Below are 15,427 nucleotides of genomic sequence, written 5' to 3'. Positions count from 1 at the left end.
TATTATTTCTATTATTTTTAGGTGAGAAAAGTCATGTGAAAATTGAATTATTGGTTAATTATTGAAAACAATATTACTTTTGAATAAGAAGAAAAGTATTTTTGTCGTAATTGCTCGAATGATGTAAAGATGTTCAGAAATTGTTCAGCCATCTTTATTAAAATAATGACAATTTAAAACAAAGGGGAGAGGGATCAAATGTTGAAACGATTGTTAGAGAAGCGCATTGTTACATTAAATTGTGTGGAGATACCATTTCAACAGCATGTTTATAAAATGCAAAATTGTGTAGAGGTATTGGGAATTGAAGCGAAATCTCTACAAATTGAAAATAATAAAATTATCACAGGATACATTGATGATCAAAGTATATTTTTCAAAAGCTTACGTTTTGGACAAACGATTATTCATTTTTCGGATGGTGTAAATAAAGCAATTGTACAATTATTTGTTCGTCCTTCTGGAGAAATTGTTGTAGAAGTAAAGCCTTATTTAGGAGAAGCTGAAATTGTCACTGTGTATTATCGAACAATTTTAGCGGATACATTTATCGCAATTGATTTAAAAGGTGCTTTAAAACATTATCTGGTGGCCCATCAATTCATGAACAGAGAAGATTCGATTGCAGAGGTGCACTATCAATCCATGCATCCAAATGTTTTAAAGGATTCTTTTGCTGGACATTTTGTATTAGGTTGTCATATGGATGGCAGAGAAATTCAAAATGCTAATGAATATGCTTTAGCTAACCGTCAAGCTTCATTACAATTTTCGAAAATCATCATTCTACAAAGGGGGAAGAGAAAGGCGATAGCCTGTGACAGACTGCTTACTTTTATGATTACCAACCATGTCTTTGTTGGGTACGAGGATATACCTGATTATCAAAATGAAGTTGAAAATTATGTAAAACGAGATTGTTTAATACCAGTATAACAAATAGCCAACTGCCTGAAATATGGCAATTGGCTATTTGTTTTCTTTAAATGATTATATGGTGTCTTTTGGTTTTTCGTTAACATGTACCCAATTTGTTTTTCCATCATCTTCATCAAATAAAATCGCTACTTTCGATACCCCTTTTTGGCTTAAGATGACCTCTGTTAAATGGTCACGTACGTCATCTAAAAAAGCCAGCGATAAATGAGGATCCGCTTCAGCTACTAATTCGACATGCAAAAATTCTCCTTCTTTAATTACTTCAAGGCGGAAGATATCTTTAATATTGGGATCATCCATTACAATATGGGCGATGTGATTTAACATTTCCTCGTCAGTCTCCCCAATGACGCCACGAGCGTTATCTAGAAATACTTTACCGACAACATAAAACATCATCGCGCCAATAATCATCGAAACAAGACCTTCTATTCGGCCCCAACCAGTAAAGTAGGCAATTAAAATGGCAGCAAAGGCTAAAAAGTTTCCGCTAGTAGCAACTAAATCTTCCATAAAGACTAATTTGGTTGCAGGCTTTGCACGATTTAAATAAGAAAACGCTTTTGGAATTGTGGAGAGACCTGCTTTTTCTTGACCCGCTTCATGCAGCACTTCAGCAGCTGCTTTGGCAAGCACTGTACCCTCTAAAACAATCCCTATGAATAATACCCCGAGTGCAATTAGTATTCCACTAGACTCTCCTGTAGGATGAATAAAATGATGCCAACCTTCTTTTATCGTTTCATAAGAAAGGATAGCTACAATAATGACAGCAAATAAGCAGACTAAATTGACAATTCGACCGAAACCACCGGGAAATTGTTTTGTAGGTGCCTTTTTTGAAAGTGCTGAGCCTATATACACAAATAATTGGTTTGCTGCATCACCGAGAGAGTGCATCATTTCTGCAAACATGGCAACATTACCAGTTAAGAAAAAGGCGACTCCTTTGATGATTCCTAAAAAGGTGTTGACACATGCTGCCAATAGGGAGGGTTTGTTGCCATCCTTTAGTAATTTTAATAGTTCTGCCATAAAAAATCCTCCAACTAGTTTAAAATTTCCATTTCGATTTTTTCTATATAAGATAGTGCTCGTAATGAACGATAAAATGATAATAGGTTATCAGAGACAATTAAGGATAGCCGCAAGTCCAATTCATGTAAAACATTATCATTTTTTAAAGGTACATCTTTAATGCGGATATTTTCGATGATAATGTTGTTGTCCTTTAAAAATAATAGAAATGATTCCGTATGGTTGTCATCATCAATTTGGACTTTTAATAAAATTTCTCGCATTCGAATTCGCTTAGGTCCAATTTTCATCAGGAAAGGCGATAGTATTTCAATGCCGAACACAATAATTACGACAGCTAGCGTTGCATCCATATAAAATCCTGCACCAACTGCAATACCGATACCAGCGGCTCCCCATATCATGGCTGCAGTTGTTAATCCCGTAATGCTATCATTGCCACGTCTTAAAATGACACCTGCTCCAAGAAACCCAATCCCGCTGACAATTTGTGCAGCTAAACGGAGAGGATCCATCGTAATATTAATATCTTCTCTGGAAGGAGTTGAGTATGCTGTTTCAATGGAGATGATGGTTAATAGGCAGCTGAAAGTAGCAATAACTAAACTGGTTTTTAATCCAACTGGCTTCTTCTTTAATTCCCTTTCGATACCGATCACTAAACTTAATGTGGCTGCAATAATTAATTTTATGCCAACTTCATATGTAATCATATTTTCCAATAATGTTTCCATACACAACCCTCCATAGATATTTCGTATTGCTAAGAGATATGCAAGCTGTCATTATTATATGTGCATTACTTTTTTGTATTGTACATCATGGAAGTAAGGAAATATAATTATTTTTTTCTTGATTAAGCAGATGTTTTTTGAAATGAAAGAGAAGTATCAGACATAGAAAATCTCCTTCTTGTAATGAATGGAGTGGAGCTTGTTTTTTCAGCGGGGATTCAAACACCTGGTGAAATAGGGGAACCTATGTGCTAAGGTAATGTGTTTGCATGAGGCAGATCAATTAACTGTTGTTACAAGACGTAATAGCTTCTGGGGATTCAGTTTGAATATTACGCGCGAGGCATCAATGATGGAGGTGAGATTTTTGGAGCAACCTAAAATTCATCCATACATCCCAATCGTAATTGGTGTTATTTCAGTATCCATGTCCGCTATTTTTGTGAAATTAGCATCAGCGGAAGCTGGCATCATAGCTTTTTATCGTATGCTATTTTCTGTTTTAATAATGGCACCGTTATTTTTGAGGAAGTATACAAAGGAGTTAACAGCTTTAAGGAGACGTGATTGGTTATTTTCTTCAGTTGCGGGAATCTTTTTAGCTTTCCATTTTATTTTATGGTTTGAATCACTCAACTATACTTCAGTTGCAAGCTCTACAGTTTTGGTGACATTACAGCCGTTGTTTGCATTTGTGGGAACATACTTTTTCTTTAAAGAGAAGATAACAAAGAAAACGATCGTTGCAGGTACCATCGCTATAGTAGGTAGTGTGTTAATCAGTTGGGGAGATTTTAAAGTAAGTGGAACAGCTTTTTATGGAGATATACTCGCGCTCATTGCTTGTGCGCTTGCTACGGCTTATTTTCTATTAGGGCAGGATGTGCGTAAAAGATTATCTTTAATGACGTATACGATGGTTGTGTATGTTGTGTGTACCATTACTTTACTTTTTTATGTATTGATTAAAGGAGAATCTTTTGGTCCATACTCTTCGATGGATTGGTTATGGTTTTTCTTATTAGCGTTAGTCCCTAATTTATTGGGTCATACTCTATTTAATTGGTCTATTAAATATGTTAGTACGAATGTTGTTTCAATCGCTATATTATTTGAACCTGTAGGGGCAGCTCTTTTAGCCTTGCTGATATTTAAAGAGTATTTGATTATGACACAAATCATTGGTGGATTGATTGTATTAGCAGGGATTCTATTGTTTGTCATCGATGTTAAAAAGATTTTTAATTTTTTTACGAAAAATGCTTGATTTTTATAATGCTATATTATATATTATTACTTGTCCTTAACAAGAAGGAACGCTTGAAAATAAAGTTTTAAAAAGTTGTTGACTTCTTGTTGTGAACAAGATATGATAATAAAGTCGCTGAAAACGACTCGAATAAAATGAACCTTGAAAACTGAACAAGCAAAACGTAATCAATAAAGTTTTCGGTAACTAACTTCGGTTAGTGAATGAAACAAAATTTTGGACATCAAAATGATGCCAGCAAAACAATTTGAGCTATTCAAATTTCTTTTATGGAGAGTTTGATCCTGGCTCAGGACGAACGCTGGCGGCGTGCCTAATACATGCAAGTCGAGCGAACAGAGAAGGAGCTTGCTCCTTCGACGTTAGCGGCGGACGGGTGAGTAACACGTGGGCAACCTACCTTATAGTTTGGGATAACTCCGGGAAACCGGGGCTAATACCGAATAATCTGTTTCACCTCATGGTGAAACACTAAAAGACGGTTTCGGCTGTCGCTATAGGATGGGCCCGCGGCGCATTAGCTAGTTGGTGAGGTAACGGCTCACCAAGGCGACGATGCGTAGCCGACCTGAGAGGGTGATCGGCCACACTGGGACTGAGACACGGCCCAGACTCCTACGGGAGGCAGCAGTAGGGAATCTTCCACAATGGGCGAAAGCCTGATGGAGCAACGCCGCGTGAGTGAAGAAGGATTTCGGTTCGTAAAACTCTGTTGTAAGGGAAGAACAAGTACAGTAGTAACTGGCTGTACCTTGACGGTACCTTATTAGAAAGCCACGGCTAACTACGTGCCAGCAGCCGCGGTAATACGTAGGTGGCAAGCGTTGTCCGGAATTATTGGGCGTAAAGCGCGCGCAGGTGGTTTCTTAAGTCTGATGTGAAAGCCCACGGCTCAACCGTGGAGGGTCATTGGAAACTGGGAGACTTGAGTGCAGAAGAGGATAGTGGAATTCCAAGTGTAGCGGTGAAATGCGTAGAGATTTGGAGGAACACCAGTGGCGAAGGCGACTATCTGGTCTGTAACTGACACTGAGGCGCGAAAGCGTGGGGAGCAAACAGGATTAGATACCCTGGTAGTCCACGCCGTAAACGATGAGTGCTAAGTGTTAGGGGGTTTCCGCCCCTTAGTGCTGCAGCTAACGCATTAAGCACTCCGCCTGGGGAGTACGGTCGCAAGACTGAAACTCAAAGGAATTGACGGGGGCCCGCACAAGCGGTGGAGCATGTGGTTTAATTCGAAGCAACGCGAAGAACCTTACCAGGTCTTGACATCCCGTTGACCACTGTAGAGATATAGTTTCCCCTTCGGGGGCAACGGTGACAGGTGGTGCATGGTTGTCGTCAGCTCGTGTCGTGAGATGTTGGGTTAAGTCCCGCAACGAGCGCAACCCTTGATCTTAGTTGCCATCATTTAGTTGGGCACTCTAAGGTGACTGCCGGTGACAAACCGGAGGAAGGTGGGGATGACGTCAAATCATCATGCCCCTTATGACCTGGGCTACACACGTGCTACAATGGACGATACAAACGGTTGCCAACTCGCGAGAGGGAGCTAATCCGATAAAGTCGTTCTCAGTTCGGATTGTAGGCTGCAACTCGCCTACATGAAGCCGGAATCGCTAGTAATCGCGGATCAGCATGCCGCGGTGAATACGTTCCCGGGCCTTGTACACACCGCCCGTCACACCACGAGAGTTTGTAACACCCGAAGTCGGTGAGGTAACCTTTTGGAGCCAGCCGCCGAAGGTGGGATAGATGATTGGGGTGAAGTCGTAACAAGGTAGCCGTATCGGAAGGTGCGGCTGGATCACCTCCTTTCTAAGGATTATTTCGGAATACAAACCTAGGGTTTGTAAGATTACGTTTTGCGTTCAGTTTTGAAGGTTCATTCTTCTGAATGAATTACTTCTAATTATGTGCTCCTGTCGCTACGCTTTCGTCGCAAAGCTGCGAGATGTAGAAGCAGGCAGTAGCTTTGTTCTTTGAAAACTGGATAAAACGACATTGAAATTGTAACAAACACATTTATTTTTTAAGTTTTTTTATAGGCTTAATAACATTAAAAGGTTTCAAGACACGAGCAGTTCTAGGAAGCAACCGAGTGAATGAAGGAGCGTATTTGAGTACGTGACTGATTGAACGAGTGAAGCTGACAACGAAATGTGATGTGTATTGAAAGCCGTTAGGTTAAGTTATTAAGGGCGCACGGCGAATGCCTTGGCACTAGGAGCCGAAGAAGGACGGCACTAACACCGATATGCTTCGGGGAGCTGTAAGTGAGCTTTGATCCGGAGATTTCCGAATGGGGGAACCCACTACGTTTAATCGCGTAGTATCTTGACGTGAATACATAGCGTCTTGAAGGCAGACCCAGGGAACTGAAACATCTAAGTACCTGGAGGAAGAGAAAGAAAAATCGATTCCCTGAGTAGCGGCGAGCGAAACGGGAAGAGCCCAAACCAAGAGGCTTGCCTCTTGGGGTTGTAGGACACTCAATACGGAGTTACAAAAGAGCGAGTTAGATGAAGCGACTTGGAAAGGTCCGCCAGAGCAGGTAAAAGCCCTGTAGTCGAAAGTTCGTTCTCTCCTGAGTGGATCCTGAGTACGGCGGAACACGTGAAATTCCGTCGGAATCCGGGAGGACCATCTCCCAAGGCTAAATACTACCTAGTGACCGATAGTGAACCAGTACCGTGAGGGAAAGGTGAAAAGCACCCCGGAAGGGGAGTGAAAGAGATCCTGAAACCGTGTGCCTACAAGTAGTTAGAGCCCGTTAATGGGTGATAGCGTGCCTTTTGTAGAATGAACCGGCGAGTTACGATTACGTGCGAGGTTAAGCTTTAGAAGGCGGAGCCGCAGCGAAAGCGAGTCTGAATAGGGCGAAATAGTACGTGGTCGTAGACCCGAAACCAGGTGATCTACCCATGTCCAGGGTGAAGGTAAGGTAACACTTACTGGAGGCCCGAACCCACGCACGTTGAAAAGTGCGGGGATGAGGTGTGGGTAGCGGAGAAATTCCAATCGAACTTGGAGATAGCTGGTTCTCTCCGAAATAGCTTTAGGGCTAGCCTCGTGATGAGAATACTGGAGGTAGAGCACTGTTTGGACTAGGGGGCCATCCCGGTTTACCGAATTCAGACAAACTCCGAATGCCAGATATTTATACACGGGAGTCAGACTGCGAGTGATAAGATCCGTAGTCAAAAGGGAAACAGCCCAGACCACCAGCTAAGGTCCCAAAGTAATCGTTAAGTGGAAAAGGATGTGGCGTTGCACAGACAACCAGGATGTTGGCTTAGAAGCAGCCATCATTTAAAGAGTGCGTAATAGCTCACTGGTCGAGTGACGCTGCGCCGAAAATGTATCGGGGCTAAACGATTCACCGAAGCTGTGGATTGACATCTACGATGTCAGTGGTAGGAGAGCGTTCTAAGTGCGTTGAAGTCAGACCGGAAGGACTGGTGGAGCGCTTAGAAGTGAGAATGCCGGTATGAGTAGCGAAAGACGGGTGAGAATCCCGTCCACCGTATGACTAAGGTTTCCTGAGGAAGGCTCGTCCGCTCAGGGTTAGTCGGGACCTAAGCCGAGGCCGATAGGCGTAGGCGATGGACAACAGGTTGATATTCCTGTACCACCTCCTCACCGTTTGAGAAATGGGGGGACGCAGTAGGATAGGGTAAGCGCGCTGTTGGTTATGCGCGTCCAAGCAGTAAGGCGTGTGTGTAGGCAAATCCGCACACTGTAACGTTGAGCTGTGATGGCGAGTCCGTATGGACGAAGTTCCTGATTTCACACTGCCAAGAAAAGCCTCTATCGAGGTGAGAGGTGCCCGTACCGCAAACCGACACAGGTAGTCGAGGAGAGAATCCTAAGGTGTGCGAGAGAACTCTCGTTAAGGAACTCGGCAAAATGACCCCGTAACTTCGGGAGAAGGGGTGCTCTTGAGCGTGCAAGCGCATGAGAGCCGCAGTGAATAGGCCCAGGCGACTGTTTAGCAAAAACACAGGTCTCTGCAAAACCGTAAGGTGACGTATAGGGGCTGACGCCTGCCCGGTGCTGGAAGGTTAAGAGGAGTGGTTAGCGCAAGCGAAGCTGCGAATTGAAGCCCCAGTAAACGGCGGCCGTAACTATAACGGTCCTAAGGTAGCGAAATTCCTTGTCGGGTAAGTTCCGACCCGCACGAAAGGCGTAACGATCTGGGCACTGTCTCAACGAGAGACTCGGTGAAATTATAGTACCTGTGAAGATGCAGGTTACCCGCGACAGGACGGAAAGACCCCGTGGAGCTTTACTGTAGCCTGATATTGAATTTTGGTACAACTTGTACAGGATAGGTAGGAGCCAGAGATCTCGGAGCGCCAGCTTCGAAGGAGGCGTCGGTGGGATACTACCCTGGTTGTATTGAAATTCTAACCCATGCCCCTTAGCGGGGCAGGAGACAGTGTCAGGCGGACAGTTTGACTGGGGCGGTCGCCTCCTAAAAGGTAACGGAGGCGCCCAAAGGTTCCCTCAGAATGGTTGGAAATCATTCGTAGAGTGTAAAGGCACAAGGGAGCTTGACTGCGAGACCTACAAGTCGAGCAGGGTCGAAAGACGGGCTTAGTGATCCGGTGGTTCCGCATGGAAGGGCCATCGCTCAACGGATAAAAGCTACCCCGGGGATAACAGGCTTATCTCCCCCAAGAGTCCACATCGACGGGGAGGTTTGGCACCTCGATGTCGGCTCATCGCATCCTGGGGCTGTAGTCGGTCCCAAGGGTTGGGCTGTTCGCCCATTAAAGCGGTACGCGAGCTGGGTTCAGAACGTCGTGAGACAGTTCGGTCCCTATCCGTCGTGGGCGTAGGAAATTTGAGAGGAGCTGTCCTTAGTACGAGAGGACCGGGATGGACACACCGCTGGTGTACCAGTTGTCTTGCCAAAGGCATCGCTGGGTAGCTATGTGTGGACGGGATAAGTGCTGAAAGCATCTAAGCATGAAGCCCCCCTCAAGATGAGATTTCCCATTACGCAAGTAAGTAAGATCCCTCAAAGACGATGAGGTAGATAGGTTCGAGGTGGAAGTGTGGTGACACATGGAGCTGACGAATACTAATCGATCGAGGACTTAACCAAAATGTTTGAACCATTCAATGAACCGTTTATCCAGTTTTGAAAGAACAAAACTTTCAATAAAAAAAGAGCTTCAAGACACAAGTAGAACAAGGAAGCAAACGAGTGATTGAAGGAGCGTACTTCTGTACGTGACTGATTGAACGAGAGCAGCTGACGCAGTAATACGCCGTGTATTGAAGGTCGACCATAGTCTAGTGATGATGGCAAAGAGGTCACACCCGTTCCCATACCGAACACGGAAGTTAAGCTCTTTAGCGCCGATGGTAGTTGGGGGCTTCCCCCTGTGAGAGTAGGACGTCGCTAGGCATAATACCCAGGAGGATTAGCTCAGCTGGGAGAGCATCTGCCTTACAAGCAGAGGGTCGGCGGTTCGAGCCCGTCATCCTCCACCATATGCCGGTTTAGCTCAGCAGGTAGAGCAACTGACTTGTAATCAGTAGGTCGTGGGTTCGATTCCTATAGCCGGCACCATTTTTTAGAGCCATTAGCTCAGTTGGTAGAGCATCTGACTTTTAATCAGAGGGTCGAAGGTTCGAGTCCTTCATGGCTCACCATTTTTAAATAATAATAAGCGGGTGTGGCGGAATTGGCAGACGCACTAGACTTAGGATCTAGCGCCGCAAGGCGTGGGGGTTCGACTCCCTTCACCCGCACCATTATTTCATTGCCAGATAAAAAAACTTATGCACATGCGGAAGTAGTTCAGTGGTAGAACACCACCTTGCCAAGGTGGGGGTCGCGAGTTCGAACCTCGTCTTCCGCTCCAAATGTGCCGGGGTGGCGGAACTGGCAGACGCACAGGACTTAAAATCCTGCGGTAGGTGACTACCGTACCGGTTCGATTCCGGTCCTCGGCACCATTTTAATGCGCCCGTAGCTCAATTGGATAGAGCGTCTGACTACGGATCAGAAGGTTATGGGTTCGACTCCTGTCGGGCGCGCCAAAAAGAACGGGAAGTAGCTCAGCTTGGTAGAGCACTTGGTTTGGGACCAAGGGGTCGCAGGTTCGAATCCTGTCTTCCCGACCATTTCCAAAGAAATTATGGGGCCTTAGCTCAGCTGGGAGAGCGCCTGCCTTGCACGCAGGAGGTCAGCGGTTCGATCCCGCTAGGCTCCACCATAATAAATTAACCAGTATAAAGATCCTGGCGGCGTAGCTCAGCTGGCTAGAGCGTACGGTTCATACCCGTAAGGTCGGGGGTTCGATCCCCTCTGCCGCCATCTTAAAGGACCTTTAGCTCAGTTGGTTAGAGCAGACGGCTCATAACCGTCCGGTCGCAGGTTCGAGTCCTGCAAGGTCCACCATTTATATATTGCAACGGAGGTATACCCAAGTCTGGCTGAAGGGATCGGTCTTGAAAACCGACAGGCGGGTAACACCGCGCGGGGGTTCGAATCCCTCTACCTCCTCCAGTTTTAAATCTTTATAAATGGTGCTTTAAAAACTCGAAACCGTATAAAATTATCGCGGGGTGGAGCAGTGGTAGCTCGTCGGGCTCATAACCCGAAGGTCGTTGGTTCAAATCCGGCCCCCGCAACCAAATGGTCCCGTGGTGTAGCGGTTAACATGCCTGCCTGTCACGCAGGAGATCGCCGGTTCGATCCCGGTCGGGACCGCCATTATTTTCATAAGAAGATATGAAAAGCAAAAGAAAATAAGCTTAGCATGGACGAAATGGGTCAGTAGCTCAGTTGGTAGAGCATTAGATTGAAGCTCTAAGTGTCGGCGGTTCGATTCCGTCCTGACCCACCATTTATGCGGGTGTAGTTTAATGGTAAAACCTCAGCCTTCCAAGCTGATGTCGTGGGTTCGATTCCCATCACCCGCTCCAAGGGCCTATAGCTCAGCTGGTTAGAGCGCACGCCTGATAAGCGTGAGGTCGATGGTTCGAGTCCATTTAGGCCCATCATTATTCCGAAGTAGCTCAGTTGGTAGTAGCACCTGACTGTTAATCAGGTTGTCGCAGGTTCGAGTCCTGCCTTCGGAGCCATTTTTATGTGGGGAAGTACTCAAGAGGCTGAAGAGGCGCCCCTGCTAAGGGTGTAGGTCGGGTAACCGGCGCGAGGGTTCAAATCCCTCCTTCTCCGCCATTGGCCCGTTGGTCAAGTGGTTAAGACACCGCCCTTTCACGGCGGTAACACGGGTTCGAATCCCGTACGGGTCATACTAAAAAACAGTAGATGCACACGCATCTACTGTTTTTTCATATTCATAGATATAAATATTACTCTTGATTCAATGCATTTTCATCCATATAAACTACTTCCCAGATATGCCCATCTACATCCTGAAATCCCCAGCCATACATAAACCCATGATCTTGGGGTTCATTATAAGATTTACCACCGGAGGCCAGTGCCTTATTTACTAATTGATCTACTTGCTCTCGATTTTCAGCAGATAGACATAAAATTGCTTCTGCAGACGTAGTAGTATTTGTAATTTCCTTCTTACTAAACCCTTTGAATCGTTCTTCCACCATCATTAATACGAAGATATTTTCACTAATAATCATTGAGGCTGTAGTCTCATCGCTAAATTGTTGATTGAACTCAAAACCTAGTTCCTTAAAGAAGTTGATGGATTTGTTTAGATCTTTCACTGGTAAATTGATAAAAATATTTTTCGATTGAAAAGCCATTTATTTTCACCTCCAAATCGACAGTAGCATAGAGCATAAAGCCATGTCAATTTCAGCAATAGATGGATATTCTTTGATTGGATCGATGATGATGCATTTGAAAATGGCAGTTGTTTAAGCTATTCAAAATAGATGTTATATGAACATAAAAAGCAGAGACGTTTTTTTACACCATCTCTGCTTTTAAAGCAACCTAATTATCCTCGTGCTAGCATTCTTTCGAGAGAGCTAAGTGCTTCAGCTGTAGTATATTCATCTACTTGGATACGGTTATGTGGTTGCCCCTGCTCAATACTTTCTAAGCTCCACAACAGATGGGGAAGGTCAATGCGATTCATTGTTAAGCAAGGACAAAAATTTTCATTTAAAGAGATAATATGTTTATCTGGATGCTGCTTCATTATGCGATTGACAAGATTCATTTCTGTTCCAATAGCCCATGCCGATCCGCTTGGTGCACGATTGATTGTCTCAATGATGTATTTTGTGGAACCTGCATCATCAGCAGCTGCTACAACTTCACGACTGCATTCAGGGTGAACAATAATTTGCATAGTTGGATGTTCTTTGCGAACGACCTCCGTATGGTGAACCGTAAATCCTTCATGTACAGAGCAATGACCTTTCCATAGAATAACCTGAATGTTCTCAAGCGGCTCATTTGTTTCAAGTATATTCTTATGGGGATTCCAAACAGCCATATTTTTAAGTGGAATACCTAAATCATAGGCAGTATTTCTTCCTAAATGTTGGTCAGGTAAAAAGAAAATACGCTGTTTTTGTGTAAATGCCCATTGAACAAGCTCCTTAGCATTCGATGAAGTGACACAGGCACCACCATGTCTTCCCGTAAAGGCTTTAATGGCAGCAGTTGAATTGACATAAGTTAGCGGGATAATTGTATCACCAAAGAGTTGCTGAAGAATCGGCCATGCTTGTTCTGTTTGATAAATATCAGCCATATCAGCCATTGAACAACCTGCACGCATATCTGGTAAATAGACATGTTGCTGTTTCGTTGTCAGCATATCAGCAGTTTCAGCCATAAAATGCACACCGCAAAATACAATATGCTCAGCTTCTTTGTTTGCGGCAGATAATTGAGCTAACTGTAGGGAATCACCAGTCGCATCTGCAAATTGAATGACTTCATCTTTTTGATAATGATGTCCTGGTATAAATAGTTTAGATCCTAATTTTTGCTTTATTGATAAAATACGAGATTCCATTTCCTTTACGGATAATGCCCGGTAATGCTCTGGAAGTAGTGTCGTTTGTTGTAATAAACTAGTTATGGACAAGGGAATGATCTCCTTTCATTTGAACGAGTGCACTAATGTCAAAGGCTTTAACGGAATGCGTTAATGAACCAAGTGAAATAAACTGAACACCTGATTGTGCATAGGCCTTTAAATTTTCAAGTGTGATGCCTCCTGATGCCTCTGTCACAATAGAAGAAGGGACAGTGGGAAGCCATGCTCGTATTTCTTCTGGACTACGGTTATCAAACATAATAATATCTGCTCCAGCAATGATGGCTTCTTCTAGCTGGTCCTCTGTTTCAATTTCCACTTCGATTTTTACAGTATGACCGACTTTTGCTCTAGCAGCCTGAACAGCTTTTGTAATGCTACCAGCAAAGGCAATGTGGTTATCCTTTAGCATGATGGCATCATACAGGCCATTACGATGATTAAAGCCACCACCGATTCTAACAGCATATTTATCCAACATACGCAATCCAGGCATGGTTTTACGCGTATCACATATTTTCGCATGCGTACCAGCTGTTTCTCGAACGGCATGATGGGTCGCTGTCGCAATAGCGGACATACGCTGAATAAGATTTAATATAACGCGCTCACCTATTAATAATTTTTGTAAGGGTCCCTTTACCACAGCAAGCACATCACCGGTCTTTACTGTCTCTCCATCTTTTTTTAGAAGTTGGATTTTTATTGATCGATCGAGTAAGTGAAAGCCATACTCAATAATGAGCGCCCCGCAGAAAACCCCATTTTCTTTAGCATAAAAAGAAAATGATCCCTGCTGTTCAGCTGAAAAGATATATTCACTCGATAAATCCCCATCACCTAAATCCTCATTAAAAAATTGCTTGAGCATTTCCTCGAGTTTGATGATATTCATACAATGAGTTCCTCACTTTCATTTGGCCTTGCGAAAAAATAATCCAACGACTTGCCCAGTGTGCGTCCATTTCTAATTTATCCGTACGAATGTGAGCACCACGCGTTTCCGTTCGTGTAATTGCAGCATGTGCCATTAATGTTGCAACAACATGCATCATAAATAGTTCCAATTCAGCTTGTTCTAGACCCTTTAGATTCGTATAAAGAAGTGATTGTAAGGAGGGTAATTGCTGAATAAAATGCTGCAAGTCATTAACGTTTCGCACGATGCCTAAAAACTGCATCATGTATTGCTGTAACTGCTGTTTGCTAAATAAAGATGGCATTATTTCAGCACATTGATGGTGGTCATGTGTGAAATTTTTTTGATGGCAACCATGTTGAATGATGAACTGAGCCATTCTTTGCCCAAACGTAATACCTTCCAATAGGGAGTTACTTGCTAAACGGTTCGCACCATGGACACCTGTACAGGCAACTTCCCCCACTGCATATAGATTAGGTATAGTGGTTCTTCCTTTGTCATCAGCAATAACGCCCCCCATTAAGAAATGACTTCCTGGAGCTACAGGAATTAAGCCATCTTGTAAATAAACTTGATTGTCATAGCAAAGCTGAGCAATTGTTGGGAATTTCACTTCAAAATTTTGAATGTTAGTAATATCAATAAACGTCTCCTCACCAGCAGCACGTTTTTTAAAAAGTGCAAGTGCCGTAATATGTCTTGGTGCTAAGTCAAGTTGGGCATGTAAGCCTGTCATAATGGGCTGACGCTGTGCATCGACAAAGATGCCACCAGCACCTCGAACAGCTTCGGAAACTAATCCCTTCGCCTCATTTTCACACCAAAGCAGACTAGGGTGGAACTGCATAAATTCCATATCACTGATGGCAGCACCTGCGCGAAATGCTAACGCGATGCCGTCACCTGTATTGGTTGGACAATTAGATGTGCTTGAATAGAGTGCACCTGCACCACCTGTCGCTAAAATGACATGATGGGCCAAATAGCGTGTAATGCCTTTTTGTCCTTTGGTAAGTGCGCCTATGCAGTCACCATCTGTATTCCGTAAAAGCTCATAAGCCATTTCATAGCAATTCACCTTTGTTTTAGGCGAAAGTTTATGAAGTAAGTAATCTATGAAAATTTGACCAGTACGATCACCACCTGCATGTAGAATACGATGATGACTATGTGCCCCTTCGAGTCCTAGAGCCGGTTTTCCATCAACATGACGATCGATAGGGAGACCAGTCTTTAAATATTTCTGCATGATTTTAGTGCCATCTTCTATGAGTGTAGTAACATGTTTTTTCTCGTGATGATATTCTCCAGCTTTCAATGTATCAGCAATGTGGTGTTCAATATGATCTTTCTCACTTGTAACAGCAGCGATGCCACCTTGTGCACGATAAGAACTACTCATATAAAGAGATGATTTTGTAACAATTTGTACTTGAAAATGTTCTTCGAGCAGTAAAGCAGCTTGAAGTGCAGCAATTCCACTGCCGATTATAAGGACATCTGCCTTTACATCCAT

General features: G+C 43.7%; 8 protein-coding genes, 20 tRNA genes and 3 rRNA genes. 25 read left to right on the top strand and 6 right to left on the bottom strand.

Annotation, left to right across the window (positions count from 1 at the left end; translation table 11 throughout):
• The first annotated feature begins 198 nt into the window (after window positions 1–198).
• On the top strand, window positions 199–936 hold the full coding sequence (locus MHI04_RS17385; RefSeq protein WP_058843226.1) for a hypothetical protein: 738 nt from the start codon (window positions 199–201) through the stop codon (window positions 934–936).
• 54 nt (window positions 937–990) lie between these two features.
• On the opposite strand, the gene MHI04_RS17380 is transcribed toward MHI04_RS17385, so the two are convergent.
• Together MHI04_RS17380 and MHI04_RS17375 are read right to left on the bottom strand one after the other, a co-directional pair.
• Window positions 991–1,974: a cation diffusion facilitator family transporter gene (locus MHI04_RS17380; protein WP_036119886.1), complete on the bottom strand. Its 984-nt coding sequence runs from the start codon at window positions 1,972–1,974 to the stop codon at window positions 991–993.
• A gap of 14 nt (window positions 1,975–1,988) precedes the next feature.
• On the bottom strand, window positions 1,989–2,711 hold the full coding sequence (locus MHI04_RS17375) for an MgtC/SapB family protein (RefSeq protein WP_036119888.1): 723 nt from the start codon (window positions 2,709–2,711) through the stop codon (window positions 1,989–1,991).
• A gap of 367 nt (window positions 2,712–3,078) precedes the next feature.
• On the opposite strand from MHI04_RS17375, the gene MHI04_RS17370 reads away from it, so the two are divergent.
• The 24 genes from MHI04_RS17370 (at window position 3,079) to MHI04_RS17255 (ending at window position 11,259) form a co-directional block, all read left to right on the top strand.
• On the top strand, window positions 3,079–3,978 hold the full coding sequence (locus tag MHI04_RS17370) for a DMT family transporter (protein ID WP_089935024.1): 900 nt from the start codon (window positions 3,079–3,081) through the stop codon (window positions 3,976–3,978).
• Between the two features lie 269 nt (window positions 3,979–4,247).
• Window positions 4,248–5,799 (top strand): 16S ribosomal RNA (locus MHI04_RS17365).
• A 367-nt stretch (window positions 5,800–6,166) separates the two neighbouring features.
• A 23S ribosomal RNA gene (locus tag MHI04_RS17360) occupies window positions 6,167–9,094 on the top strand.
• Between the two features lie 190 nt (window positions 9,095–9,284).
• Window positions 9,285–9,400: ribosomal RNA gene (gene rrf / locus MHI04_RS17355) — 5S ribosomal RNA — on the top strand.
• The 16S, 23S and 5S rRNA genes sit together here with 20 tRNA genes alongside, the layout of an rRNA operon.
• A gap of 10 nt (window positions 9,401–9,410) precedes the next feature.
• A tRNA-Val gene (locus tag MHI04_RS17350) sits at window positions 9,411–9,486 on the top strand.
• Window positions 9,487–9,489: 3 nt separating this feature from the next.
• Window positions 9,490–9,565, top strand: a tRNA-Thr gene (locus MHI04_RS17345).
• A gap of 7 nt (window positions 9,566–9,572) precedes the next feature.
• Window positions 9,573–9,648, top strand: a tRNA-Lys gene (locus MHI04_RS17340).
• Between the two features lie 17 nt (window positions 9,649–9,665).
• Window positions 9,666–9,750 (top strand) — tRNA-Leu (locus MHI04_RS17335).
• A 35-nt stretch (window positions 9,751–9,785) separates the two neighbouring features.
• Window positions 9,786–9,860, top strand: a tRNA-Gly gene (locus MHI04_RS17330).
• 5 nt (window positions 9,861–9,865) lie between these two features.
• Window positions 9,866–9,954, top strand: a tRNA-Leu gene (locus MHI04_RS17325).
• Window positions 9,955–9,961: 7 nt separating this feature from the next.
• Window positions 9,962–10,038, top strand: a tRNA-Arg gene (locus tag MHI04_RS17320).
• A gap of 7 nt (window positions 10,039–10,045) precedes the next feature.
• A tRNA-Pro gene (locus MHI04_RS17315) sits at window positions 10,046–10,122 on the top strand.
• Between the two features lie 16 nt (window positions 10,123–10,138).
• Window positions 10,139–10,214, top strand: a tRNA-Ala gene (locus MHI04_RS17310).
• Window positions 10,215–10,241: 27 nt separating this feature from the next.
• Window positions 10,242–10,315: transfer RNA gene (locus MHI04_RS17305), tRNA-Met, on the top strand.
• Window positions 10,316–10,322: 7 nt separating this feature from the next.
• Window positions 10,323–10,399: transfer RNA gene (locus MHI04_RS17300), tRNA-Ile, on the top strand.
• A gap of 15 nt (window positions 10,400–10,414) precedes the next feature.
• Window positions 10,415–10,507: transfer RNA gene (locus tag MHI04_RS17295), tRNA-Ser, on the top strand.
• A 53-nt stretch (window positions 10,508–10,560) separates the two neighbouring features.
• Window positions 10,561–10,635, top strand: a tRNA-Met gene (locus MHI04_RS17290).
• Window positions 10,636–10,638: 3 nt separating this feature from the next.
• Window positions 10,639–10,714 (top strand) — tRNA-Asp (locus tag MHI04_RS17285).
• Between the two features lie 57 nt (window positions 10,715–10,771).
• Window positions 10,772–10,847: transfer RNA gene (locus MHI04_RS17280), tRNA-Phe, on the top strand.
• Window positions 10,848–10,852: 5 nt separating this feature from the next.
• A tRNA-Gly gene (locus tag MHI04_RS17275) sits at window positions 10,853–10,926 on the top strand.
• A 1-nt stretch (window position 10,927) separates the two neighbouring features.
• Window positions 10,928–11,001, top strand: a tRNA-Ile gene (locus MHI04_RS17270).
• Window positions 11,002–11,008: 7 nt separating this feature from the next.
• Window positions 11,009–11,085: transfer RNA gene (locus tag MHI04_RS17265), tRNA-Asn, on the top strand.
• A 9-nt stretch (window positions 11,086–11,094) separates the two neighbouring features.
• Window positions 11,095–11,185, top strand: a tRNA-Ser gene (locus tag MHI04_RS17260).
• Between the two features lie 2 nt (window positions 11,186–11,187).
• Window positions 11,188–11,259, top strand: a tRNA-Glu gene (locus MHI04_RS17255).
• A 60-nt stretch (window positions 11,260–11,319) separates the two neighbouring features.
• On the opposite strand, the gene MHI04_RS17250 is transcribed toward MHI04_RS17255, so the two are convergent.
• The 4 genes from MHI04_RS17250 to nadB form a co-directional block, all read right to left on the bottom strand.
• Window positions 11,320–11,736, bottom strand: coding sequence for a VOC family protein (locus tag MHI04_RS17250; RefSeq protein ID WP_342535051.1), 417 nt, complete (start codon window positions 11,734–11,736; stop codon window positions 11,320–11,322).
• Between the two features lie 197 nt (window positions 11,737–11,933).
• Window positions 11,934–13,037, bottom strand: a complete 1,104-nt coding sequence (gene nadA / locus MHI04_RS17245; RefSeq protein WP_058843236.1) for a quinolinate synthase NadA — start codon at window positions 13,035–13,037, stop codon at window positions 11,934–11,936.
• Complete coding sequence (gene nadC, locus MHI04_RS17240) at window positions 13,024–13,884, bottom strand: carboxylating nicotinate-nucleotide diphosphorylase (RefSeq protein ID WP_342535050.1); 861 nt, start codon at window positions 13,882–13,884, stop codon at window positions 13,024–13,026. Before nadC ends, nadA begins: the two co-directional genes overlap by 14 nt.
• Window positions 13,841–15,427 carry an L-aspartate oxidase gene (gene nadB / locus MHI04_RS17235; protein ID WP_342535049.1) on the bottom strand — a complete coding sequence of 529 codons (1,587 nt, stop codon included), beginning with the start codon at window positions 15,425–15,427 and terminating at the stop codon, window positions 13,841–13,843. Before nadB ends, nadC begins: the two co-directional genes overlap by 44 nt.

Source organism: Lysinibacillus sp. FSL K6-1151 (genome assembly GCF_038630755.1).
GTDB classification, from domain to species: domain Bacteria; phylum Bacillota; class Bacilli; order Bacillales_A; family Planococcaceae; genus Lysinibacillus; species Lysinibacillus fusiformis_D.
This window is presented reverse-complemented; position numbering and strand designations above follow the sequence as displayed.